This is a genomic window from Serratia sp. ASV30 (genome assembly GCF_016428815.1).
Lineage (GTDB): Bacteria > Pseudomonadota > Gammaproteobacteria > Enterobacterales > Enterobacteriaceae > Chania > Chania fonticola_C.
This window is the reverse complement of sequence record NZ_JAELTL010000062.1, coordinates 1-23,573: the sequence shown is the minus strand read 5'-3', so window position 1 is coordinate 23,573 and position 23,573 is coordinate 1. Positions and strand designations below refer to the sequence as shown.

Here is a 23,573-nt window from a genome sequence, read left to right as displayed (position 1 = left end):
ACCATGGCTCTGTTAGACTTCTTTCTGTCCCGCAAAAAATCAACAGCCAGTGTAGCCAAGGAACGGCTGCAGATTATCGTCGCAGAACGTCGTCGTGGGGACAGCGAACCCCACTATCTGCCCGATTTAAAGCGCGATATTCTTGCGGTAATTTGTAAATACATTCAGATCGACCCCGAAATGCTGCACGTGCAATTCGAGCAGAAAGGGGACGATATTTCGGTACTTGAACTTAACGTGACGCTACCGGAATCGGAAGAAACACCTAAATGATTGCGATGCAATGAGTGCCTCCTGTATATTTTTATACAGGAGGTCACTGTATATTCGTCCAGTTATAAACGCGCTCGTAAAAATAAAAACTCCGCGCTATTGAGACAACTCTCAGCTCTTTTTGACACCACTTTCTTTATGGTGAATGCTGGCGATCAAGATTTTCTTCGCTTTATTTTTAGCGAGATGAAACGGAACAGTTTGTTTTAAACTGCCCCGCCTGATGTTTAACGATTAATAATCCTGTAGGATCGCCTGCAACGGCGCGGCTAATAGCTCGCCACGCCAGCCACTGATTAACTCAGGCAGCGAGTCACTCTCTTTCAATTTCCAGTGCCAATTCAGCAACTGGTTAATCTGCCGCCGCGAAGCCAGCAGTTCGACGCTAAGGCCACTCTGCTCACTCACCAACGTAATGGCAGCCTTAATCTCCTTGAACACTTTCTTATAGCCAGGATGATCGACCAGGTTGCTCAACGGTGCCGGCAAGGCTGATTCATCCAGAGCATTCGCTTGCGCCACCAGCGCCACCAGGGTTTTGCCATGATAGCGGATCTCCGGGCCACTCAACCCCAGCGCCTCCAGTTCACCGAGCGAGCCCGGCATATAGCGCGCCACGGCCCATAGGTTCTCTTCACGCACCACAAAGTTCACCGCCAGATCGCGTTCGCGCGCCTGACGCAAACGCCATTCAGCCAGTTTTTGCAGGCAAGCCAACTGGCGCGGACGTAACTGCCAAGCATTGGTGATTTCACGATAGGCCAATTCTGGCGCTAGCGCCTCACTGCGCCGTTGGCAGAGCAAGCAGCACTCGTTATCGGCTGCAGCGGTCCAACCCGCCTCCTCGGTCTCCTGCACCAGTTGCTTGGCCATCGGCAACAGATAGAACACATCAGCCGCGGCATAAACGCATTGGCGCTCGGTCAGTGGTCGTGCCAGCCAGTCGGTACGCGATTCACTCTTATCGAGATCGACCTGCATATACTCCGTCACCAGCTTGGCAAAGCCACAGGACAGCGTATGGCCGCTGAAGGCCGCCAGGATTTGGGTGTCGACCATCGGTGTCGGCAGCGTCTTGAAGGCGTTCAGAAACACCTCCAGATCCTCGCTACCAGCGTGCAGAAATTTCACTACGGCGGTATCGGCCAGCAGGTCGATAAAGGGTTGCCACTGCTTGATGGGAAGCGGATCGATCAGGGAAAGTTGTTCACCATCGTATAGCTGGATCAGGCCTAACTGCGGATAATAGGTTCGCGTGCGGACAAACTCGGTATCCAGCGCCACCTGGGCGTAGTTTCTTGCCTGCTCGCAGACCTGCTGCAATCCGGCATCGGTAGTGATCAACTGATAATTCAAAACATCATTCTCTTGGTGGTTTTTCATGATTCAAACACAACAACGCCGGCTATTCACCGGCGCTGTTGAAAAGGAGCAGTAACGATTGGCCTAGGCGGCATCGGCAGCCTTGGGCTTTTTCTGTTCGTCACGCAGTTCCCGTCGTAAGATCTTGCCGACGTTCGACTTCGGCAGTTCGTCACGGAACTCAACAATTTTTGGCACTTTATACCCTGTCAGGTGCCGACGGCAATGGGTTAGCAACTCTTCTTTGGTGAGTGAACCATCTTTCTTCACCACACAAATCTTCACCGCCTCACCCGAGGCATCGCTGGGCACCCCGATGGCCGCACATTCCAACACTTTCGGATGCTGACTGACGACCTCTTCGATCTCGTTCGGATAGACGTTAAAACCAGAAACCAGGATCATATCTTTCTTACGGTCAACGATGCGGATAAAGCCCTCATCATCCACGGTAACGACATCCCCGGTCGCCAACCAACCATCGCGCAACACTTCGTCCGTCGCATCAGGGCGTTGCCAATAGCCTAACATAACTTGCGGCCCTTTAACCCAAAGTTCACCGGGTTGACCGAGCGGTACATCTTTGCCGTCATCATCCACCAACCGGATATCCGTAGATGGCACCGGCAGGCCGATGCTACCGCTGTAATGCTTCAAGTCATGCGGGTTGCCAGCAACCAGCGGAGAACACTCCGTCAGCCCATAACCTTCCAGCAAATGATGCCCGGTCAGCTTTTCCCACTTTTCCGCCACCGATCTCTGCACCGACATCCCTCCGCCGACAGAAAGCCGCAGCGTGGAGAAGTCGAGTTTCTGGAAATCTTCATTGTTCAAAAGCGCATTAAACAGGGTATTTACCCCAGTCATGGCGCTGAACGGATATTTTGCCAGTTCCTTCACCAAGCCCGGAATATCACGTGGGTTGGTGATCAGCAGACTACGGCCACCTAACTCGATAAACAGTAGGCAGTTCACCGTCAACGCAAATATGTGATACAGCGGCAAGGCGGTGACCACCAACTCTTGCCCTTCACGCAGTAACGGCACATAAGCCGCCTTGGCCTGTACCAGGTTGGCCTGCATGTTGCGGTGGGTCAGCATCGCGCCTTTCGCCACGCCGGTAGTGCCGCCGGTATACTGCAGGAACGCCAGATCGGTATTGATAATATCTGGCTTCACGTATTGCAGACGGCGTCCACGCTGCAACGCGCTACGAAACGAGATGGCATCCGGCAGGTCGTACTTGGGCACCAGCCGCTTGATGTACTTCACCACAAAGTTGACCAACGTGCCTTTGGCTGCGGAGAGCTGATCGCCCATACGGGTCAGAATAACGTGTTTAACCTGCGTTTTGAACACCACCTTTTCCAAGGTGTGGGCAAAGTTGGAGACGATGACTATTGCGCTGGCACCGCTGTCGTTCAACTGATGTTCCAACTCACGGGGGGTATACAGCGGGTTGACGTTGACCACCACCATCCCCGCCCGCAAAATGCCGAACAGGGCGATCGGATACTGCAACAGGTTGGGCATCATCAGTGCCACACGGTCGCCTTTTTTCAGCCCCAACTCATTTTGCAGGTAGGCAGCAAACGCTCGGCTACGCTCTTCCAGCTTGCGGAAGGTCATCACCTCACCCATGTTGATAAAGGCGGGTTGATCCGCATAACGGGCAACCGCATTCTCAAACATTTCGATCAGGGATGTGTATTGATCGGCATCGATTTCTGCCGGAACATCCGCCGGGTAACGTTTTAACCAGACCTTTTCCAAGCTATTACTCCTGAAATCATTACTAATTATCATCGTAGCCCCCAAAATTGCAGCCAAACTTTAACAATATTTTAACTCAGCGTACCAGTTTGGGTTTTAAACAATATTCAGGTTGCGATGTGCGTCACTAATTGCCGACGCAACCGCACAACAAAAAAAGTTAAGGCGGCCATTAAGCCGCCCTAAAGTGTAAAAACTATCCTACTTGCCGAGACCTGAAACCTGCGTCCTTACTCCGTAACGAATGTTTGCACCTGCGCCGGACCTGGATTATACCAACCATACCCCCCGCCCCAGCCTGGGCCCCACGGGCCGTTATGCCAGCCCCACGGCCCCATAGGCTGTGGTGGCATCACAATCTGCTGGGCAATGCGCCAACGCTTGAAGCCGGTCGCATCCATGGTGACAAAGCGGTAAGGCGTCATGCCAATCTTGCCGTCCCGTAGGCCGGTGATCGGCCCAACCACGGTGACCAGTTGCCCTCTGAAGTCGACCGGATCGAGGAAACCGTTAACCGAAGCCAGCAAACGGCCTTGCGAAGGTTCCCCCAATATTGGGCGAGCGCCAGAATCCAGCGGCACCGCCGCAATCTCCAGAATGGTACGCCCACGTTCATTAGCCACCGCAACGACGGTACCGCCGAAGCGTGCTTCTGCACCGGTAAACTGTTTCGGCGCGTTTTGCACCATCGACAGTTGATCGACCGGCGTGGGGCTGGTGCCTTGGATGGCATCCGGAATAGTCACACAGCCAGAGAGCGCCAACACGCTGCCTGCGATTGCCAGCGTTAACAGCTTTTTACTCAAAGTACGGGTTAACATCATCGCAATCTCCTGATTTAGCTGTAACTTCGACAACACACCTTAGCGCAAGTTGCAGGCGGAGCTGTTTTCTATCGGCGACAACTGTAGATTAACTATAGGAAACTATTCGCGTCCCGGTAGCTTCTTCCATGTCACTTCATTACGCAAATAGGTCGGCTCAGCATTTTCCACGCTGACCGCCAGGCCCTGTTGCCAAGCCTGTAGCGCCAGAGGCAGCATATCTTCGGCCTGCGGCAACAGCATTTGCCCGTCGGTAACGTGCAGCGAGGAACCGGCAACCAAATCCGGGTAGGTTTGCCAGCCGGTACCCACATGCGCCCAATCGCCTTGCAAATGCTGCGCACGCTCCAGAGCCTGCTGTGGAGACAGCACCGCTTCCCCTTCGCTTTCCAGCCACTGGCCATCAAGCTGACGTTCAAACTGGCCCCAATAGACCTCGCCCATGCGGGCATCGATTGCCGCCAACACTCGTTGCGCGCCGGTCATGCGCCAGGCACCTTGCGCCATGGTTTGCAACGTGGAAATCCCGAGCATCGGCAGCTCGGCGCCAAGCGCCAACCCTTGGGCAATACCAATACCGATACGCACGCCGGTAAAGCTACCGGGGCCACGGCCAAAGGCCAAGGCATCGAGTTGTGAAAGGGATAATCCAGATTCGGCCAGCACCTGCTGCACCAGCGGCAAAATGCGCTGGGTGTGCTCGCGTGGGCACAGTTCAAACAGGGCGTGAACTTCGCCTTGATTCCAGATAGCGACAGAACATGCTTCCGTCGCCGTATCGATCGCTAAAATTCGCGTGGACATGCCAAACCTCAGGCGGGAAATATCAGTGGTTTCATACAGGGCGCGCATTGTAGCACACCCCGGAAGTCGCGCCTATTCACCCTTGAGGAAGGCAATAGCCTGCGCCAGATCGCGGGTACGCGGCGTTGGCGGCAGGCTGTTGAGGAACACCTCACCATAAGGGCGCATCACCAGGCGGTTATCACAAATTACCAGCACGCCCCGATCGTCAGTATCGCGGATCAGACGGCCAACCCCCTGCTTGAGCGTAATCACCGCATCCGGCAGTTGCACGTCGTTGAACGGGTCGCCACCGCGTAAACGGCAATCTTCAATGCGCGCCTTCAGCAAAGGGTCGTCCGGCGAGGTAAACGGCAGCTTATCGATAATCACGCAGGAGAGCGCATCACCGCGCACGTCCACCCCTTCCCAGAAGCTGCTGGTTGCCACCAGTAACGCGTTGCCCGCTTCGACAAACTGCGCCAATAGCTGACCCTTGCTGGTTTCCCCTTGCAACAGCACCGGCAGCGTCAAGGTGGCGCGGAACTCTTCGGCCAGCTCACGCATCATCTGATGCGAGGTGCAGAGGAAGAAACAGCGGCCCCGGTTGGCCTCAATCATTGGCCGCAGCATTCGGGCCAACTGACGTGCGCCACCAGGTTGATTCGGCGAAGGCAGGAAACGTGGTACGCATAGCAGCGCCTGATTGGCATAGTCAAACGGGCTGGGTAACAATAGTGTTTTGGCCTTATTCAGCCCCAAGCGATCGGTAAAGTGGCCCATTTGCTCATTCACCGACAGCGTTGCCGAGGTGAAAATCCAACTGCCCGGCTTTTCATCCAGCATCTCGCGGAAGCGGTCTGATACCGTCAATGGCGTCAGCGCCAACACAAAACTGCGTGAGTTACATTCATACCAATAGCTGAAGCCGGGTTCGTTAACCTCTTTGAGCCGCTTAAGACGGGTGCGGAACTGCGTCGCACGCTCGAAGGCGGCATCCAGCAACGCCGAACGGCCAAGGGAAAGCTTGACCACGTCGTAACACAGTTCCAACGCATCATCGAGTAGCAGCAAGGCGCGCTGGACGTTAGGTTGAGAAAGCACCTCACGAAGGTTACCGCGAAAACCCGGTTCCCCCAGCGCTAAACGGAAATCCTGCGTACTCTGGCTAAGGCGATCGGCGCTCTTTTGCAACTGTGCGCTATCGCGTACCTCGGTGCGGTAGGCAATGGTAATGTCTTTGGCCAGATCCATCAGTTGGCGGCTGGTCAGCTGCTTGCCGAAGTATTGGCTGGCGATATCCGGGATCTGATGCGCTTCGTCGAAGATCATCACGTCCGCTTCCGGGATCAGTTCGGCAAAACCGCCCTCCTTGACCACCATATCCGCCAGAAACAGATGATGGTTAACCACCACCACGTCGGCATCCATTGCCCGGCGTCGGGCCTTGACCACGAAGCACTCTTTATATAGTGGGCAATCGCTGCCCAGACAGTTATCGTTGGTGCTGGTCACCAATGGCCAGACAAAGCTGTCTTCCGCCACATCGCTGCACGAGCTGATATCCCCTTCTTCCGTCAGGGTTGACCAACTGCGCAGCCGCACCAGATCGATCAGCGTCTGGCCAGCCAGTTCGCCACCGGCCATGGATTGCTGCTCCAGACGTTCCAAGCACAGATAGTTGGAACGCCCCTTCAGCAGCGCCAGCTTGCCTTTATATTTTAATGCCTTGGCCACGGTGGGCAGATCGCGGGCGTAAAGCTGATCCTGCAAGGCCTTGGAGCCGGTGGAAATGATCACCTTGCGCTTTGATCGCAGCGCCGGTGCCAGATAGGCGTAGGTTTTACCGGTGCCGGTTCCTGCCTCGACGACCAGTTCCTGTTTGAAATTGATGGCTTCCGTTACCGCCTCTGCCATCAATCTTTGCGGTTCACGGGGTTTGAACCCTTTAATTGCCTGCGCCAATGCGCCTTCTGGTGCGAAATCGTCTGCCACGCTATCTCTCTGCCGGTATCATTCAGCGGTGATTATGCCAAGCCTGCCACGCCGCTACCACCGACTTTATCCACACACACAACCGTTCCCGGCTGTGATACGCTTATGACGTTGATGATAAGGAGATAATTGCATGAATATCGAACGAATTGATCCGGCACAGCGCTGGTCAGAAGCGGTGATCCACAATGACACCGTTTATTACACCAGCGTCCCGGAAAATCTGGACGATGACGCTACGGCGCAAACCGCCAACACCTTGGCCGCTATCGATGTGCTGTTGGAGCGAGTGGGTTCGGACAAGAGCCGGATTTTAGACGCCACCATTTTCCTGGCCAACGGCGATGATTTTGCCGCCATGAATGCCGCCTGGGATGCCTGGGTGGTTGCAGGCAGCGCGCCGGTACGTTGTACCGTAGAAGCGCGTCTGATGAATCCTAAATACAAAGTTGAAATCAAGATCATCGCGGCGCTGTAAAACAAAAACCGCAGGTCATACCCTTAAACCAAGAGTAGATACCTGCGGTTTTTTATTTGGCTGTTAAGCCAGTTTGATAATGACCATCCCCGTCAGTAACAGGGCCAACCCCATCCAGCCTTTGGCATTAAGCCGTTGACCGAACAGGATCCAACCGGCGGCGATAGTGGCAGCAATACCGAAACCGCCCCACAGCGCATAAGCGACCGAAAGATCGATGCCCTTCACCGCCTGCGCCAGCGCACTGAACGCCCCTAATACCGACACCAGAGACAACAGCCCCAGCCAAACTCGGCTAAAACCGTTAGACATCTTCAGAAAGATGTTGGCCACAATCTCCAGTACGATGGCCAAAGCCAGAAACCCAATGTGGTACAACTCAAGCTGTTGCATGGTTGTCACCTCGCGGGCTGACCTGTTTTCGTGGCTTGCGGGTGCCAGATTTCACCAGCAGGATCCCGGCAATCAACGCCACCAGACCCAGCACTTTCAGCGCAGAGATTGGCTCATCAAACAGCATCACGCTAAACAGGGTAATAAACAGGATACCGATCCCTTCCCATAAGGCGTAAGCAACGCCCAGGGCCACGCGTTTTACCGCTAATGACAGCATGATGTAAGACAAGGTGATCATCACGTACATGACGATGTGTCCGGTCATACCGCCGCTGACGCTAGCGTATTTCATGGACAGGGTGCCGATAATTTCGGCGGTAATGGCAAAGCCTAAAAAGATCCAATAAATCATAATTTTTCTCCCAAACGGCGAATCACGCACGCTAAGGCGTATTTATCCCAATCTATCTCATCAAACAGGCGCACGGCGGCGCTTGAGATATAGAAATCTCTGGGGATAAACCTACCCAAACGTATTAAAGAAGTTTGCCCGGCAACACCAAACGACGGGATGCGAACCCAGTCATCAGCACCGGTTAAGGGAGAAAGACGCTATAGCTCGCTGCACCAGTGATGCTCACTGGCAAGAATGGCAGAAAGGAAAAGTTGGCAACAAGATGTTCTGAGAGGCGTTCCATTAAGTTTCATCATAATTATTCTCTATCTTCAGCCGCACACCGTGCGATTTGCCCAATATCCTCATGAATGTAAAATTTTCAACTGCATTAGTTTTACCATAGCGAAAATCAGAAAGCAAACCGCCGTTTTCACATTTAGTGAAAAAAAATGAGTTATAAATAAGAGCCTTAATGTTTTTAAAAATTAAAAAAAGGCTCGGGTTTTCACCTGAGCCTTGTGAGAATTTCGCTAGCCGGCAAGTTCGGCAGATTCAGGCACCACGCACCTTAGCGCAGGATCTGTTTGATGCCTTCCAGCAGCAACGCGACCTCTTCGGCACGGGTCTCTCCACTGTGCGGATCGATGATGGAACTGTAAACATGTGGCATCACCTTTGCGACTCCGGCGTCAAGGCAGGTTTCCAGTATTGACAGGAAGTTTCGCGTATCGATCCCGCCGGTGGGTTCGATCATGGTCATGCCATTGCGCACGCAACTTTCCGCCAATGCGCGCAGTTCTGCCAGCGACGATAAGCCGCCCATCGGGAAGAATTTGGCCGCGTGCCCCCCCAGATCGAGGATCATACGCACCGCGCTGTCACAACTCACCACGGCAGGCTCGCCCTGGCTGCTGTGAACCCCGGTGGAAATGATCACCTTCCCTGGCGTGCCAGTCGGCGAGATCAAGGCATTAATGCAGGTATTGCTGATGCCACGGGCCGCCAATGCACCTGCTGCAAAACCACAGCCGGTGAAAGTTTGGTTGACGTGTGCGGGCGCGGTGGCCGCCGCAATCATTGCCGCCTTATAAAACTGTGCCGCTGACCCCGCCCCCAAACCAACTGAAATCGCCGGGATGTGCTCCATCCAGCGCTTCACCTCGGCCACACCCTGTTCCACGTTGGTAAACTGCGCCGAGATCACACCGATAGCGGCATGTCCTTCGGCGGCATGGTGTACCTGTAATGCGTTAGGGATATCTTTGGCCAGCACGTTGATGGCCACTCGCCCCTGGTAAAAATCAAGCTGTTGCATGTTGCCCCCTGGCCTGTTGCACAATTTCCGTCAGCCGCGCCACAATCAACGCAAAATCGTCGTCGCGCAGCGCCCGTGGATCGAAGCTGAAGATGCCTTGATTCAGCCAGTAATGACGGGTGTAAATCGCCACCTCGCCAGTGCGCAGTTGCTCTTCCACCTGATAGGCGGTTAATCCTGATCTGGAGGCGTCCACGCTTACCCGCACCCGATAAATCGCTCGCCCGGCTTCATCCTGTTCGATCTCCGCCTGTAGGCCGGGCAACGCGGATATCTGCTGTGCCAATTCGCGCAGCGCGGGTAATTGGCGGCTCCAGTCCGGCTGATGCTGCTGATAATGATCCAACGCCATCACCAGCCCCACCATGTTCTCTTTACCGATCTTCATCGCTCGCGCAATGCCGTTATGCTGAGCTTTGCAACAGGCGATCCATTGCCGGTCGCCGGTAACAAAACCAGAGGTCGGTGCATCCAACGCTTTAGCTCCGCTATACACCACCATGTTGGCCCCGGCTGCCACATAAGCCCGCAAATCTTCCTCTGCGGCCGCATCAACAATCAGCGGCAACCCGGCATCACGGGCCACGGCGACAAAATCGCTCAGCGCAACCATGCCCTTTTGCACACAGTGATGCGACTTGACGTAAAACAGTGCCGCCGTCTGCGCCGTGATGGCTTTTGCCAGTTGCCAGCGGGCAGCCAGATTGCTTTGCCCCACCTCTACCACCTTACCTCCTCCTAGCCGGATAGCGGTGGTGATCGGCGCGCCGTAGTCAATATTGTGGCCACGCAGCATGACGATTTCATTCGCCAAACCTTCACTGCACGGCATCTGCGCCACCCGCTCCGGCTCCCCTTGGGTGATGGCTGCCGCGACCGCAATAGCCACCCCGGCAGAAGCGCAGGAGGTCACATAACTGTCTTGCGCACCGGTATGCTGAGAGATGAGTTCGCCAACGCGATCCACCAGCGCATCAATCTCCACAAAGGCTGACGCCGCCTCGGCCGTGGCCGTCATCACGTCTTTCGGCACCGAAGAAACACCAAGGAGGGTCATCTTGCCGCTGGCATTGATCACCCGTTTCAGCCCGAGCCGTTGATAAATATTCATCGTTGCTCCGTTACAAAATGCCTAGCAGGGAACACACCACGCTCAGTACCACCACCGAAAGCAGAATGGTGGTATAGCGCGGCCCTTTTTTGACCAGATAGAAGTAGATTGAAAACACCGCAGCCAGCGGCAACAGGCCGGGGGCGATGGAGTCCAGGATCTGTTGCACCACCACTTCGGAGCCTTCCAACGCGCTGATTTTCAGCGGCGAGGTGATCTTGACGTAGCTGGCAGACAGCGCCCCCATCATGATCAGCCCGAGCACGTTGGCCCCGTAGATCAGCTCTTTTATCTTCCCCCCTTGCAGCAGCCCGATGATCGACTCCCTCCCCAGCGTGTAACCTTTGTGGGCCAAGCCGTAGCTGATCGCCATGGTGATCACGGTATACAACACCACCGGCATGATGCCGCCCATGGCGCTGCCGTTAGCCGCGAAGGGTATGAAGATGGCGATCAACAGCGGCATGATCGCCGCCCAGACCACCGAGTCACCAATCCCGGCCAGCGGCCCCATCAGGCCGGTTTTAATCCCGGTGATGGACGAATCGGAAATCGGCTCGCCACGGGTCTTCTGCTCCTCCATGGCAATGGCTACGCCTTGGATCACCGCCCCGAAAGTCTGTTCGCTGTTGAAGAAGTTCAGGTGGCGTTTCAGCGCCTCAACCTGCTCTTCTTTCTGCGGATAGAGCTTTTTGATAATCGGCGTCATTGAGGCGCAGAAAATCAGGCTCTGTAAACGCTCGTAAGAGTTGGAGACTTCGGCTCCCAGCCAGTAAATAAACCAGGCCTTGGTGATGTCCCGCTTGGTCAGCACGTTGGTTTGCCGTGCTCTTTCCACCAGCTCGTGTTGCATGATATCGCTGCTCATGATCAGGCTCCTTCACCTTTGGCCATGTTTTTAACCAGGAATGCCGCACAGGTACCGAAGATGGCCATCGCCATGATGTCGACCTTGAGATACAACACCGCGAAGAATCCGGCAATAAAGTAAGGCAGCAGGCTTTTCTTGCCGATCACCATGATGGTGATCGCAAAGCCCAGCGCTGGCAGGATGCCGCCCATGATTTCGAACGAGTGGGTCAGCCAGTGTGGCATCAGCGCCAGGAATTTCTCGACCACGCCCTGGCCGAAATAGTTGGCGGCAAACACCACCGGGAAGCGGATCACCAGGCCAAGCAGTGCCGGATACAGGAAGGCACAGCGCATGATCCCGCTGATATTGGCCTCTTCCGCGTGCTTATCGGCCATATGCACCCAGACGGCGTTCACGGTACGGCGTAACTGGTCAACGAACACTCCGATCACCCCAAACGGGATTGCCAACGCGATCGCCAGATTGGGATCCATTCCCGCTTTCACGGCAATCGGCAGCGCGATACAGGCCGCCAGCGCCGGATCTGAAGGGACGTTCCCGCCCGGCGTAGAGGTGACGCCCAGATACACCAGCTGCATCCCGGCACCGATAATCATCGCCGTTTTCATGTCTCCAAGCAGGAAGCCGACGAAGACCGCGATGGCGATGGGTTGAACCAACATCCCCGAGAGGGTGTAGCCCAAGCGCAGGCGGGCAAACCAGTAATACAGCCCCATACAGATGGCAACGGTCAAGTTATCCATGTTATTGCTCCTAATCGATCAGATGCCGAATATCAGAACTTCTTCAAAATATCTGCCAGTGCCTGCGGCTTGTCTTCCGGGATAGTCTGGAAAAATACCGTCACGCCGCGTTGCTGCAGATCGCGCAGGATCGTCACATCAGCCTCATCCAGCGTAATGTTCTGGAATACCGCTTTACGGTTCGGCCCACCACCCAGGCCACCTACCTGAATATTTTTGACGTCAAACCCGTCAACCACCGCTTGTTGCACCGTAGCCAGGTTCGGGAACAGCACCAATACGTTGCCCTCTCCCAGTTGGTTCTCCCGCCAAGCCGCCGCAAAGCTCTGGTTGCTATAGCAATCCACTTTCACATTCGGCGGAGCGGCCATCAGATAGATGCTTTTCATAAACGGATCGGCTTCCAGCTCATCACTCACTACCGCGATACGGTTGGCTTGTGACTGCCCAACCCACTTGGTGACGACCTGGCCGTGGATCAAACGGCTGTCAATGCGACATAAAACGATGTTGGCCATGATTATTTTTCCCCTGATGTTATTGATTTAATTTGTTTAACTACATCGAGGCAGCTGTTGCGCCCCAGTTCAACCAACTCATCGAGATGGTTGAGAAGATTGCCCTGTTCGCGTAAATCGATGGCGGCCAGCAGCAAGGTGGCATTCAGGCCGGAAATCACACCGATGGCGTAGTCACGGCTCAATCGTGCCGCCACGTTGGAGGTAGTGCCGCCGATAAAGTCGGTGAGGATCAATGAGCCCTCCGGCATGGTTTTTACCTGTTGTTCAACGCGCTCATGGAACTCCGCCAGCGTGTCGACCGGCATCAGCGCGATATCGAATACCCCGCTGGTTTCGCCAATCACCATGCGGACGCTTTCGCGCAGTTGTTGGCCCCAGCCACCGTGGGTCAGTAGTAAAATCTGTGGTAATGCAGCCAAAATGGCCTCCTGGCAATCTATTGAAAGTCATTGAAAATTTCCGCTCCCTAGAGATATAGCAATGCCTGTGCCAACTTTGTGGCACGCCGGGAGGAGGTCAGTGGATAGTGGGCCATCAAGGCCCACCTGAGTGGGGTTTAGCGGTAGAGGAGCTCGTAGATATAAAAATATTCCGCATCAGACAGGCGGATAGAATAGGCACGTTCAATCGGCGAAAACGCGTCTTTGATGACAGAAAACGCCTGCTGGTCGATATCCTGCTGAGCATCCAGGGCAATCTGTAACGGTTTGTGGCTTAAAACGATACGCTCCACCATGCAACAGCAGTGGATCAGGAAGCGAAGTGTCACTTGCCTTGAGGGCTGTAGATCCAGCGTGCGGCAAATCTGATGCAACACCGCTTCGATCTCTTGCAGAATACGTTGGGGATTGAGCACGGAAATATGGTTGATGATGCTCTCCAGCGTCAGCGCGCTGATGAAGCGCATTGAACAGCGCTCCACTTGCAGCTGGCGTTCGGCGCTGCCAAGGTCCGGGTTTAACAGGCTGAGCACCAGTTCCGGCCCCTGTTCGGAGAACAGTTCTTCCAACGCGATAAACGGGATATCTGGCAAGCCGGGCTGGAAGGTGCCCACGATCCCCACCAGCCGCTCGTTACCGCCTATCGCCTGACGCAACCGCTCCAGGCTGCGCACTTCGTTGTAATCCACCAAGACCATGCGGGTATCTTCCGCCATCAGCTCACCGAAGCTTTCCTCCAGCACTTTTTTGATCTTCACCGCCGTGCCCATCCCGGTGATACAGGAGATTGCCAACACCTTGCCGGTCTCATCTTCCCGCTGGTCGTAAAGCTGGTGGGCAATCCCTTTGCTGGCCATCAGTTCCATCAAGGGGACGAAATCACTGGTTTCATAGGTCAGATCCAACCCAATCTCCAGCAACGCCCCCATGGTGATGTTCTGGATCAGCAGCACATCGATATGGAACAGTTTGCTGACGGTGCTGGCAAAGTGCACCAACGAGCCGATATCCACAATCAGGATCAAACGCTGATAGCGTTTTTCCCGCAGTGTCGCGATCAGTAATTCCAATGTGTCATGCACCGACTGCTCGAACGGCATATCGATGGCGGTAAACAACTCACATTCCAGCACCCGATTGACATAGTGCGCCATGCTGCTGGCCGTGGTAGTGCCATGGCCGATCAACATGGCACCGCAGTCAGGGTTAACCTCCTTGCGCTGGCGGAAACTACGGCACTCCTTCAAAAACAGGCACAGGTAGACGATTTCCGTCGACGGGCACTGGATGTGGAAGATTTCATTGATTTTACGACATAGCTGGTTGGCGTTGTCGTACTCATCCTTGCAGTAATCCAGGATCAGGCTGGAGGAGTAGAGGTTAGGGATCAGCCCTTTCTGCACATAGGAAAGCAGTGCCAGCAGGTGTTTACGCAGATGGCCAGCCATATTCTGTGGCAGCGGGAAACCCAACACCTGTTCAATGCAGCCGATTAACAGGGTGATGCGTTGCTCAACCTGGCCGCCATAATAGCGTTCCTCGCTTTCCCCTCCGTTGCGGCTGTACAACCCATATTCAAAAATGGTGCGTAGCTTGTTCTTCAGGATTGACAGGGTTTCCTGCGGCGGCACGTTGCTGTTGCGCAGGTTGACGTATTCGCGCGTCAGATAGGTGTAAAACAGATCGCTGTCCTGCTCGCTGCTCAAGGCGCTCAGATGCTGCTTGAGCTGCTCCATAGGCTGTGAGCTGATGTCCAGATACTCCTGCTGACCAAATAGCGCATCCACCAGCAGGCGGCTGCTTGCGCTGGCTGAGTGCGGTACGTCCATCAGCCGCTTATCCAGCAGCAACCTTGGGCTACTGTGTCCCATCCCACTGGCCCAAGCCTGGGCACAAAGGAATTGGATATCGCTTTTGAGTTGGCCGATGTTGCCGCTCAGTGGCTTCTCCAACAGATAGAGCAGTAATCCCTTATCCAGGCGGATAATACGGCCAATTTTGCGGCTCTCGAGCTGTAAGAAACCGGTAATGATTTCTACCTGTTCCTCCAGCGAGCGTTCCCGCAGCGCCGGTATGGCAATCGACACCTGAATACGCCGCAGGAAAGTGCGTAGCAACGTTGAGTCTGGGCTTTCGGTGGTAGCACAAATCAGCCGTACGCTGATGGGGCGGGCTTTATCGCTTGAACCCAGTGGACGATATTCACCTTTATCGAGGATCGAAAACAGTTTCTCTTGCCCTTCGTAGGGCAAGCGATGAACTTCATCGAGCAACAGAAAGCCACCGTCCGCCTGTTCGATCAGGCCACGTTTGCTTTCGATCGCGCCGGTAAACGCGCCCTGTTTATGACCAAACAGATGGGACGAAAGCAGCTCCGGGTTATGGGCATACTCGGCACAGTTGAAATACACCAACGGGATTTGGCGCTGTGGCTGTTGCACCGTGGCGAATTGGTGCATCACCTCGGCAAAGAAGGTTTTCCCCACCCCGGAAGGCCCGGTAAGCAACACATGCAATCCACCGGGATAAAGCACCGCCGCCTTGCCCTTCTCTACTGACAGCCGCAGACTGCGGTCATAACCAATTACCGTATGAAAAGGGTCATCACTGGCTGGCTGCGGCAAGGCTTTGGCGGGTAATAGATCCAGCAAGTCTTTGGCTTCCAGCCTGTCATCTGGCAGCGACTGCTCAATCAACTGTTCGCAGACTGCCCTGTGCAAAAACAGCACGGGACGGGATTTAATCTTGATGACCAACCGATCACCGTGCAACTCGTTGAGATCTTTACTAACAGAGTTACGCGCCAATCCCAGGTTGAAAGCGATGGTTTCCGCGGCGAAACCGCCAGCACTTTGTTCCAGCGTTTCCCGGCTAAGCGTAAGGGTAAGACGTTCCAGCTCCTGGCGAACTGCATCTTTACGTTTCATTTTAACCTGTTGTTATTATTAATTATAAAGAAGAAAAAGACGGTAATTGGCAAGCGGGCAGCCAAACTAACCAAAAGTCATCCTAATACAGGGTTAGGGAAAACAACCACCGCAAAATGTGAAGTTGTGGTATTTACAGGCAAAAAAATGCCAATCACAGAGGATTGGCATCAGCAGGAGCGAACGCGGGTTTAGGCGGTAGCACCTTTGACGGCTTCACGCGCCAATTCGGTGATGCGAGCATAGTCGCCGCTTTCCAGCGCATCCGCAGGCACTAACCAGGAACCACCGATGCACAGCACGCTTTTCAGTGCCAGATAGTCACGGTAGTTGTTTGGCGTGATACCGCCGGTTGGGCAGAAGCGCACCTGCGAGAACGGCCCGGCAATGGCTTGTAGCGCCTTGACGCCACCGTTGGCTTCCGCTGGGAAGAATTTAAACTCGCGCAGGCCATAATCCATCCCCAGCATCAGCTCGGAAACGGTGCTGATACCCGGGATCAACGGAATGCTGCCTGCGGTGGCGGCTTTCAGCAGATCGGCGGTCAGACCAGGGCTGATGGCAAACTGTGCACCGGCCTCGGTCACTTCTTGCAACTGCTGTGGATTGATCACCGTGCCCGCACCAATGATGGCATCAGGAACTTCTTTGGCGATCGCACGAATCGCGTCCATCGCACAGGCGGTACGCAGCGTCACTTCCAACACACGCACGCCACCCGCAACCAGTGCTTTGGCCAACGGCACAGCGTGTTCCAGTTTGTTAATCACAATCACCGGAACTACGGGGCCTGCCGTCAGGATCTGTTCTGCACTGGTTTTCCAGTTTTTCATCGTCATTCTCTCCATTACTTTCGGTTGGTGTTGGCACGCCCCTGCCACAGGGCTCCGCATCGCTGCAGATTCCGATCGCACCGCTAAAAGCCAGCAGACAGGCTGACGCCGGTCACCTAGGCTAATTCTGTTGACGTGTTACCAGCCCCTCACCCCAGGCCTCTCCGATAATAAATCGGTCTCAATCTACCTCTGGCCTCAGAAAGAACACCTGGGTAGCGGAGAGCTCGATCGGTTCCCTCTCCTTTTGGGAGAGGGTTAGGGCGAGAGAGAGCTGGTTAACTGCTGCTTATTCGAATTCGTTCCACGAACGGCCATCGCGAGTGATCATCGCGACGGAAGCCACCGGCCCCCAAGTCCCAGACTGGTATGGCTTAGGTGCTTCGTTGTCCGCTTTCCAGGCATCCATGATTGAGTCAACCCACTTCCAGGCTTCCTCCACTTCGTCACGACGCACAAACAGCGCCTGAATGCCGCGCATGGTTTCCAGCAGCAGACGCTCATAGGCATCGGCCACGTGTTCCTGGTTAAAGGTTTCCGAGAAACTCAAATCCAGCTTGGTGGTTTGCAAACGATGTTTGTGATCCAGCCCCGGCACCTTGTTCAATACCTGGATTTCGATCCCTTCGTCCGGCTGCAGGCGAATGGTCAATTTGTTCTGTGGCAGTTGTTGATAGGAGTCACGGAACAGGTTCAGCGGTGGGTTTTTAAAGTACACCACCACTTCTGAACATTTGGTCGGCAAACGCTTGCCGGTACGTAGATAGAATGGCACCCCAGCCCATTGCCAGTTGTCGATATCGACGCGGATGGACACAAAAGTCTCGGTGTTGCTGCTCTTGTTTGCCCCTTCCTCTTCCAGATAGCCCGGCACTTTTTTACCCTGCACGAAGCCTGCGGTGTACTGGCCGCGCACGGTGGTTTCCCGGACATTGGTCTGATCGATACGGCGCAGCGAGCGCAGCACTTTCACTTTCTCATCACGGATACGGTCAGTGGTCAGATCCGCCGGTGGTGACATGGCGATCATGGTCAGGATCTGCAACAGGTGGTTCTGGATCATGTCGCGCATCTGCCCGGCCTGATCGAAGTAACCCCAACGCCCTTCAATACCTACCTCTTCCGCCACGGTGATCTGCACGTGATCGATGGTGCGGTTATCCCAGTTGGAGGCAAACAGGGAGTTGGCAAAGCGTAACGCCAGCAGGTTCAGTACCGTCTCTTTGCCAAGATAGTGGTCGATGCGGTAAACCTGGGATTCGTTAAAGTACTCAGCGACCTGATCGTTGATCACCCGTGAGGATGCCAGGTCAGTACCAAGTGGCTTTTCCATCACCACGCGCGCCGGTTCTTTATTCAGCTTGGCCTCGCCCAGGCCCTTGCAGATGGCACCAAAGGTGCTTGGCGGCATGGCGAAATAGTTGATGGTGGTACGATGTTTCTGATCCAGCATCTTGCCCAACTCGGCGAAGTGCTTGCTGTCGTTGACGTCCAGATTGCAGAAGTCCAGGCGTGCGCTCAGCGTGGCCCAAAGCTCATCGTCCAGCTTTTCTTTCATAAAGGTGCCCAGGGCTTCCTTGACCACCTTGGTATAAGCTTCTTTATCCCACTCGGCACGGCCTACCCCGATGATACGGGTATCCGGGTGGATGTGACCGGCTTTCTCTAACTGGTACAGGGAAGGCAGCAGTTTACGACGCGCCAGATCGCCTTTTGCGCCGAAAATAACCAGGTCACAGGCCTGGGCTGTAGAGGTTACCGCCATGTTCATCTCCTCGATGCAGGATATTTGTAATTTTCTTACATTACTAATGTACTCTCTTTCGCTACGGCCAGTAAACCCGGATCAAAAGCAGAAAAAAAGCCCTAGAAACTACGGCGTTATCCCTGACGTAGCGCTAACGCTGCTGGCAACGGGGGAAACTGTAATTTTCTATCTTTTTTGACACTCTTTTACCATTATGAAAGTTAGACACAGGTCATGTTCTGGTGAAAAAAGCCAGCTTATCCCTTGTCGACACTGCCAACGCTTACCAGCACGTAGTATATTTTCATTAAACCGGATTGATTTCTCCTTTGATTGAAATCGACATACCCTATGGATCACCAGTGACAGCAGGTGTCCGGCAGGTATAAACCATGAGTGACTCTCGTTATATGAATACGCTGGAAAAAATCCAGAACCATCTGGAGCTCCTGAGCAAATCGGAAAGGAAAGTCGCCGAGGTGATCCTGGCCTCCCCACAAACCGCTATTCACTCCAGCATCGCCCGGCTGGCCAAATTGGCCGATGTCAGTGAGCCGACCGTTAACCGCTTTTGCCGCCGCCTTGAAACCAAAGGATTCCCCGATTTCAAGCTGCATCTGGCTCAAAGTCTGGCCAACGGTACACCCTATGTAAACCGCAATGTCGAAGAAAACGACACCGTTGCCGCTTACACCAGTAAGATCTTTGAGTCGGTGATGGCCAACCTGGATACAGTAAAGGCAAATCTCGACATTACCGCAATCAATCGTGCGGTTGATCTGCTTACCCAGGCAAAAAAAATCTCGTTCTTCGGCCTGGGGGCCTCTGCTGCCGTGGCGCACGACGCCATGAACAAATTTTTCCGCTTCAATATTCCGGTGGTCTATTTTGACGATATCGTCATGCAGCGCATGAGCTGCATGAACTCCGTCGAGGGAGATGTCGTTGTATTAATCTCCCATACCGGGCGCACCAAGAATTTGGTCGAGATGGCGCATCTGGCACGAGAGAATGACGCCACGGTCATCGCCATCACCTCGAAAGATACACCGTTGGCCCAGGCTGCGACCCTCCCCCTACTGTTGGACGTGCCGGAAGATACCGATGTTTATATGCCCATGGTGTCCCGAATTGCACAGTTGACCCTGATTGATGTGCTGGCCACTGGATTTACCTTGCGTCGAGGGGCTAAATTCAGAGATAACTTGAAGCGGGTCAAGGAAGCGTTGAAAGAATCGCGCTTTGATAAAGGGATCGTCCCCAACAGTTTCGACTGAAAACGGATTTAAAAACCGCCGGTCAGATCACAAGTTGACCCGCGGGATTATAGTTGTACCCTGATAGCTCGTTCATACAGATAACCCAGATGAACATTGGGTAGGCGAAAAACGTCGGCCCCCTCATCCGGTTTCGTTATCTGACGTTCAGCAACACCAATACTTGCGTCACAAGTCAACGGAGTAATACATGACCAGACGGCTCAGAAGAACCAAAATCGTTACCACACTGGGTCCGGCTACCGACCGCGACAATAATCTGGAAAAGATTATTGCTGCTGGTGCGAACGTAGTTCGGCTTAACTTTTCCCACGGCAATGCAGAAGACCATCAGGCACGGGCAGATAAAGTGCGTGAGATTGCGGCCAAGCTGGGGCGTCATGTCGCTATCCTGGGCGATCTTCAAGGGCCAAAAATCCGCGTTTCCACCTTTAAGGAAGGCAAGATTTTCCTTAACATCGGAGATAAATTCCTGCTGGATGCCAACCTGACCAAGGGTGAAGGCGATAAAGAAAAAGTCGGTATCGACTATAAAGGCCTGCCTGCGGACGTGGTTCCTGGCGATGTGCTGCTGCTGGACGATGGCCGCGTACAGCTGAAAGTGCTGGAAGTTCAGGGCATGAAAGTGTTCACCGAAGTCACCGTAGGTGGCCCGCTGTCGAACAATAAAGGCATCAACAAACTGGGCGGCGGCCTTTCTGCCGAAGCTCTGACCGAAAAAGACAAAGCCGATATTCTGATCGCCGCCAAAATTGGTGTCGACTACCTGGCCGTCTCCTTCCCACGTACCGGCGAAGACCTGAACTATGCTCGCCGCTTGGCACGTGACGCAGGCTGCAACGCCAAAATCGTGTCAAAAGTAGAACGTGCTGAAGCCGTATGCAGCGACGAAGCGATGGATGACATCATCCTGGCTTCCGATGTGGTCATGGTTGCCCGTGGCGATCTGGGCGTCGAAATTGGCGACCCGGAGCTGGTGGGTATCCAGAAGAAACTGATCCGTCGCGCCCGTACGCTGAACCGTGCGGTGATCACCGCCACGCAGATGATGGAATCGATGATCACCAACCCGATGCCGACCCGTGCCGAAGTGATGGACGTGGCGAACGCCGTGCTGGATGGTACCGATGCGGTCATGCTGTCTGCCGAAACCGCTGCGGGCCAGTATCCAGCCGAAACGGTAGCCGCCATGGCGCGTGTTTGCCTAGGCGCAGAGAAAATCCCAAGCATCAACGTATCCAAGCACCGGCTGGACGTGCAGTTCGACAATATCGAAGAAGCCATCGCCATGTCGACCATGTACGCCGCTAACCACCTTAAAGGGGTTACCGCCATCATCGCCATGACCGAATCTGGCCGCACCGCGCTAATGATGTCGCGTATCAGCTCCGGCTTGCCGATCTTCGCCATGTCACGCCATGAGCACACGCTGAACCTGACGGCGCTGTATCGTGGTGTTACCCCGGTCTACTTCGGCAGCCACAGCGACGGCGTTGCCGCCGCTAATGACGCTATCGCCCGTCTGCGTGATAAAGGTTACCTGGTGTCTGGCGATCTGGTGCTGGTTACCCAAGGTGACGTCATGAGCACCGTGGGCACCACCAATACCAGCCGTATCCTGCGCGTAGACTGATTTAGTTATTTCGACACGCTGTTATAAGCCAGCCGGTTACTCTACCGGCTGGCTTTTTTAATACCAGGATAACGTTTTCCGTCTCCCAGGTGCTGACCTTTGAGCTTTTCTTCCATTCCTTTACATAGACTAAAAAGCAGTTCATCAAGCCATCTGTGCGCTAGCTATCATAATTAGTAGCAACAGACAGCTTGAAGAGGTGATAAACTTTAATAAGTATTGGATTAGACAAAGGTTAATCAAAGGACAATCAGATAAATGATACACACATTTTTTGAATTCCCCTTACTGCCAGCCAAGGTGACCGACGTCAGCAAACTGAAGGAAGTCATTAACAGCGATAGCTCGACAAGTTTCGTCATGGCACCTGAAGTCGCCAAATTTGTCAAAGACGCACTGGTCATTAACACCACCATCGGCAGCTTTAAAAACACCCGTTTTCAGTTTGCGGATGGCACCTATATCGCCTTTGACAGCAAAGGCAAATCCACGCTGTTCCACTCGGATAATCCACCAGATTGGGCGCGGACCAAAAGAGAATATTCACGCACGCAATGGCTTACCAATCATGGTCTGCTCGATGCCCCCGCCAAGGCACTGATAGCCAAAATGCTGGAAATACCGCTAAAAGAGCGGCGCGAGATTGCCGACAATCTGTTTAATCTTGACCTCGACAAGCTGATCCCCTCGGTTGGTGCAAGATCTTCCGCAGGCAATCGCAATGGTAAATCAACCAAACCCAAGATTTCGGACTTGGGTTCGGTGGAGTATTTCCTTAACTTCTTCGCCAGACTGCACGAATGCGTGACGACCGACACCTTCCCCACCCTGCAAAAGCTGATGGATCTTGGCGAGCAAGTTTCGGTTAATCAGGCCCCAACCAGCGTCAAGCAAGCCGTTAGAACCTACTATAAAGCAGTGTGTGGCGAGCAGATCCCTAACAACAAGGTGGTTGAAAAGGGTTACCCTGAGCTCTACTGCATGCGGATCAAACCCGCGATTGAAGCGGTTGAGGCGGTTGGCCTTGATAGCTACTATGCCACGTTATCAGCAGCCATTGGCCTGGCAGGTGACTGCACCATAGCAGACTTTGATTTTCACTATCAGTAAGTCATAACATAGTCAGTTGCGCTGACCGAGGTTTTGGAAACGGTCCGGCGCAACGTGACCTACTAGTCTCCAGACTACCTCTCTCATCTCACACGGCTTCCGTCCCTAGTACACCTAATCTGCCAGACCTTCACAAAATTCATTGCCCATGGATATAATCCACACCTGTTAGCAATCACCATCCCAGCGTAATACACCTCACTTGAAACGCCTTAAGTCTTCGAACGAAAGTCATCAAGTCAACACCTTTATGTAAGTCATTTAAAATTGATAACAGTCAATAAAAAGTCTTTATCAATACATGGAATAGCCAAAATAAAGACTATAAACACAAAACAAAGACTGTGATTGTTTATGCAAAGTCTATAGAAGCAAGAAAGACTATGGATGGTCATATCAAGCTCCCCAACCTTAATGACTTAATGATAGGTAGTAGAAATGACCATCCAGAAAACCCTGCTTGCTTCTTTAATCACGCTGGCCGCAATTAGCGGTATCGCCCATGCGGATAGCTTCGCAGGTGCGTTGACAGAGCTGCAAACCATCCAATCAGGCATGAGTCAGGAAGAAATAAATCAGAAAATTCAACGCTTCATCGAGCGTGCTCCTGAAGGCACAAATATTAAAGGAGTGTTAGAAGACCTGTCTCTTATACACATCTCCGAGCCCACGAGACAGGAGGTATCATCTCGTTTGCCGTCTTCTGCTTGAAAATGGGGGGGGGGGGGGGGGGGGGGGGGGGGGGGGGGGGGGGGGGGGGGGGGGGGGGGGGGGGGGGGGGGGGGGGGGGGGGGGGGGGGGGGGGGGGGGGGGGGGGGGGG

At 54.0% G+C, this 23,573-nt stretch carries 22 protein-coding genes; 5 read left to right on the top strand and 17 right to left on the bottom strand.

Translation table 11 applies throughout. The annotated features are described in order from the left end of the window. Window positions 1-3: 3 nt before the first annotated feature. Window positions 4-273: a cell division topological specificity factor MinE gene (minE, locus tag JHD74_RS21505; protein WP_021181173.1), complete on the top strand. Its 270-nt coding sequence runs from the start codon at window positions 4-6 to the stop codon at window positions 271-273. Window positions 274-507: 234 nt separating this feature from the next. Here the strand turns inward: minE and rnd are convergent, their stop codons facing one another. The 5 genes from rnd to JHD74_RS21480 all read right to left on the bottom strand — a co-directional run bounded on the left by rnd (window position 508) and on the right by JHD74_RS21480 (window position 7,010). Next, window positions 508-1,629, bottom strand: coding sequence for a ribonuclease D (rnd, locus tag JHD74_RS21500; RefSeq protein WP_037434853.1), 1,122 nt, complete (start codon window positions 1,627-1,629; stop codon window positions 508-510). A gap of 90 nt (window positions 1,630-1,719) precedes the next feature. Continuing rightward, complete coding sequence (gene fadD / locus JHD74_RS21495; RefSeq protein ID WP_199063475.1) at window positions 1,720-3,408, bottom strand: long-chain-fatty-acid--CoA ligase FadD; 1,689 nt, start codon at window positions 3,406-3,408, stop codon at window positions 1,720-1,722. Between the two features lie 230 nt (window positions 3,409-3,638). Continuing rightward, window positions 3,639-4,229: a Slp family lipoprotein gene (locus tag JHD74_RS21490; RefSeq protein WP_074028783.1), complete on the bottom strand. Its 591-nt coding sequence runs from the start codon at window positions 4,227-4,229 to the stop codon at window positions 3,639-3,641. Window positions 4,230-4,334: 105 nt separating this feature from the next. After that, a complete protein-coding gene (gene tsaB, locus JHD74_RS21485) occupies window positions 4,335-5,036 on the bottom strand; it encodes a tRNA (adenosine(37)-N6)-threonylcarbamoyltransferase complex dimerization subunit type 1 TsaB (protein WP_024528747.1) in 702 nt (233 codons plus the stop codon). Between the two features lie 72 nt (window positions 5,037-5,108). Beyond that, complete coding sequence (locus JHD74_RS21480; protein ID WP_024528746.1) at window positions 5,109-7,010, bottom strand: ATP-dependent DNA helicase; 1,902 nt, start codon at window positions 7,008-7,010, stop codon at window positions 5,109-5,111. A gap of 133 nt (window positions 7,011-7,143) precedes the next feature. On the opposite strand from JHD74_RS21480, the gene JHD74_RS21475 reads away from it, so the two are divergent. Beyond that, window positions 7,144-7,488, top strand: a complete 345-nt coding sequence (locus JHD74_RS21475; RefSeq protein WP_021181167.1) for a RidA family protein — start codon at window positions 7,144-7,146, stop codon at window positions 7,486-7,488. A gap of 63 nt (window positions 7,489-7,551) precedes the next feature. On the opposite strand, the gene mdtI is transcribed toward JHD74_RS21475, so the two are convergent. The 11 genes from mdtI to zwf all read right to left on the bottom strand — a co-directional run bounded on the left by mdtI (window position 7,552) and on the right by zwf (window position 18,750). Beyond that, window positions 7,552-7,881, bottom strand: coding sequence for a multidrug/spermidine efflux SMR transporter subunit MdtI (gene mdtI, locus JHD74_RS21470; RefSeq protein ID WP_021181166.1), 330 nt, complete (start codon window positions 7,879-7,881; stop codon window positions 7,552-7,554). Further along, window positions 7,868-8,236 (bottom strand): multidrug/spermidine efflux SMR transporter subunit MdtJ, encoded by a 369-nt coding sequence (gene mdtJ, locus JHD74_RS21465; protein ID WP_024528744.1) that lies wholly within the window; start codon window positions 8,234-8,236, stop codon window positions 7,868-7,870. The genes mdtI and mdtJ overlap by 14 nt, the downstream gene beginning before the upstream one ends. A gap of 553 nt (window positions 8,237-8,789) precedes the next feature. Further along, the gene (locus JHD74_RS21460) at window positions 8,790-9,536 is read right to left on the bottom strand and encodes a KDGP aldolase (protein WP_074028728.1); all 747 of its coding nucleotides are present in this window, start codon (window positions 9,534-9,536) and stop codon (window positions 8,790-8,792) included. After that, window positions 9,523-10,647 (bottom strand): DgaE family pyridoxal phosphate-dependent ammonia lyase, encoded by a 1,125-nt coding sequence (locus JHD74_RS21455; protein ID WP_074028727.1) that lies wholly within the window; start codon window positions 10,645-10,647, stop codon window positions 9,523-9,525. Before JHD74_RS21455 ends, JHD74_RS21460 begins: the two co-directional genes overlap by 14 nt. A 10-nt stretch (window positions 10,648-10,657) precedes the next feature. Continuing rightward, on the bottom strand, window positions 10,658-11,518 hold the full coding sequence (locus JHD74_RS21450; RefSeq protein ID WP_161629439.1) for a PTS system mannose/fructose/sorbose family transporter subunit IID: 861 nt from the start codon (window positions 11,516-11,518) through the stop codon (window positions 10,658-10,660). After that, the gene (locus tag JHD74_RS21445) at window positions 11,518-12,264 is read right to left on the bottom strand and encodes a PTS sugar transporter subunit IIC (RefSeq protein ID WP_021806649.1); all 747 of its coding nucleotides are present in this window, start codon (window positions 12,262-12,264) and stop codon (window positions 11,518-11,520) included. The genes JHD74_RS21450 and JHD74_RS21445 overlap by 1 nt, the downstream gene beginning before the upstream one ends. A 32-nt stretch (window positions 12,265-12,296) precedes the next feature. Next, entirely contained in the window at window positions 12,297-12,782 is a 486-nt protein-coding gene (locus JHD74_RS21440; protein WP_024528742.1) for a PTS system mannose/fructose/N-acetylgalactosamine-transporter subunit IIB, read from the bottom strand. 2 nt (window positions 12,783-12,784) lie between these two features. Next, entirely contained in the window at window positions 12,785-13,207 is a 423-nt protein-coding gene (locus JHD74_RS21435; RefSeq protein WP_029711110.1) for a PTS sugar transporter subunit IIA, read from the bottom strand. A 134-nt stretch (window positions 13,208-13,341) separates the two neighbouring features. After that, a complete protein-coding gene (locus JHD74_RS21430; RefSeq protein ID WP_074028725.1) occupies window positions 13,342-16,152 on the bottom strand; it encodes a sigma 54-interacting transcriptional regulator in 2,811 nt (936 codons plus the stop codon). Window positions 16,153-16,343: 191 nt separating this feature from the next. Then, window positions 16,344-16,985: a bifunctional 4-hydroxy-2-oxoglutarate aldolase/2-dehydro-3-deoxy-phosphogluconate aldolase gene (locus tag JHD74_RS21425; protein ID WP_021181159.1), complete on the bottom strand. Its 642-nt coding sequence runs from the start codon at window positions 16,983-16,985 to the stop codon at window positions 16,344-16,346. A gap of 289 nt (window positions 16,986-17,274) precedes the next feature. Continuing rightward, window positions 17,275-18,750, bottom strand: coding sequence for a glucose-6-phosphate dehydrogenase (zwf, locus tag JHD74_RS21420; RefSeq protein ID WP_021181158.1), 1,476 nt, complete (start codon window positions 18,748-18,750; stop codon window positions 17,275-17,277). 392 nt (window positions 18,751-19,142) lie between these two features. Here zwf and JHD74_RS21415 point away from each other — a divergent pair, with 392 nt between their 5' ends. From JHD74_RS21415 to JHD74_RS21405, 3 genes are all read left to right on the top strand, one after another. Next, window positions 19,143-20,009 (top strand): MurR/RpiR family transcriptional regulator, encoded by an 867-nt coding sequence (locus tag JHD74_RS21415; protein WP_024528738.1) that lies wholly within the window; start codon window positions 19,143-19,145, stop codon window positions 20,007-20,009. A 190-nt stretch (window positions 20,010-20,199) separates the two neighbouring features. Beyond that, the gene (gene pyk, locus JHD74_RS21410) at window positions 20,200-21,642 is read left to right on the top strand and encodes a pyruvate kinase (RefSeq protein ID WP_021181157.1); all 1,443 of its coding nucleotides are present in this window, start codon (window positions 20,200-20,202) and stop codon (window positions 21,640-21,642) included. A 258-nt stretch (window positions 21,643-21,900) separates the two neighbouring features. Further along, entirely contained in the window at window positions 21,901-22,752 is an 852-nt protein-coding gene (locus tag JHD74_RS21405) for a hypothetical protein (protein WP_199063474.1), read from the top strand. 584 nt (window positions 22,753-23,336) lie between these two features. Here JHD74_RS21405 and JHD74_RS21400 read toward each other — a convergent pair. Beyond that, window positions 23,337-23,573: hypothetical protein (locus tag JHD74_RS21400; RefSeq protein ID WP_199063473.1), on the bottom strand; the 237-nt coding region annotated here is incomplete at its 5' end.

What these genes read in the sequence shown, in the direction of transcription:
- JHD74_RS21430 (WP_074028725.1), bottom strand. Translation starts at nt 16,152, where the DNA reads ATGAAACGTAAAGATGCAGTTCGCCAGGAGCTGGAACGTCTTACCCTT.
- JHD74_RS21490 (WP_074028783.1), bottom strand. Translation starts at nt 4,229, where the DNA reads ATGTTAACCCGTACTTTGAGTAAAAAGCTGTTAACGCTGGCAATCGCA.
- JHD74_RS21475 (WP_021181167.1), top strand. Translation starts at nt 7,144, where the DNA reads ATGAATATCGAACGAATTGATCCGGCACAGCGCTGGTCAGAAGCGGTG.
- JHD74_RS21455 (WP_074028727.1), bottom strand. Translation starts at nt 10,647, where the DNA reads ATGAATATTTATCAACGGCTCGGGCTGAAACGGGTGATCAATGCCAGC.
- JHD74_RS21415 (WP_024528738.1), top strand. Translation starts at nt 19,143, where the DNA reads ATGAATACGCTGGAAAAAATCCAGAACCATCTGGAGCTCCTGAGCAAA.
- tsaB (WP_024528747.1), bottom strand. Translation starts at nt 5,036, where the DNA reads ATGTCCACGCGAATTTTAGCGATCGATACGGCGACGGAAGCATGTTCT.
- pyk (WP_021181157.1), top strand. Translation starts at nt 20,200, where the DNA reads ATGACCAGACGGCTCAGAAGAACCAAAATCGTTACCACACTGGGTCCG.
- mdtJ (WP_024528744.1), bottom strand. Translation starts at nt 8,236, where the DNA reads ATGATTTATTGGATCTTTTTAGGCTTTGCCATTACCGCCGAAATTATC.
- JHD74_RS21425 (WP_021181159.1), bottom strand. Translation starts at nt 16,985, where the DNA reads ATGAAAAACTGGAAAACCAGTGCAGAACAGATCCTGACGGCAGGCCCC.
- JHD74_RS21405 (WP_199063474.1), top strand. Translation starts at nt 21,901, where the DNA reads ATGATACACACATTTTTTGAATTCCCCTTACTGCCAGCCAAGGTGACC.
- JHD74_RS21440 (WP_024528742.1), bottom strand. Translation starts at nt 12,782, where the DNA reads ATGGCCAACATCGTTTTATGTCGCATTGACAGCCGTTTGATCCACGGC.
- mdtI (WP_021181166.1), bottom strand. Translation starts at nt 7,881, where the DNA reads ATGCAACAGCTTGAGTTGTACCACATTGGGTTTCTGGCTTTGGCCATC.
- JHD74_RS21445 (WP_021806649.1), bottom strand. Translation starts at nt 12,264, where the DNA reads ATGGATAACTTGACCGTTGCCATCTGTATGGGGCTGTATTACTGGTTT.
- zwf (WP_021181158.1), bottom strand. Translation starts at nt 18,750, where the DNA reads ATGGCGGTAACCTCTACAGCCCAGGCCTGTGACCTGGTTATTTTCGGC.
- minE (WP_021181173.1), top strand. Translation starts at nt 4, where the DNA reads ATGGCTCTGTTAGACTTCTTTCTGTCCCGCAAAAAATCAACAGCCAGT.
- JHD74_RS21460 (WP_074028728.1), bottom strand. Translation starts at nt 9,536, where the DNA reads ATGCAACAGCTTGATTTTTACCAGGGGCGAGTGGCCATCAACGTGCTG.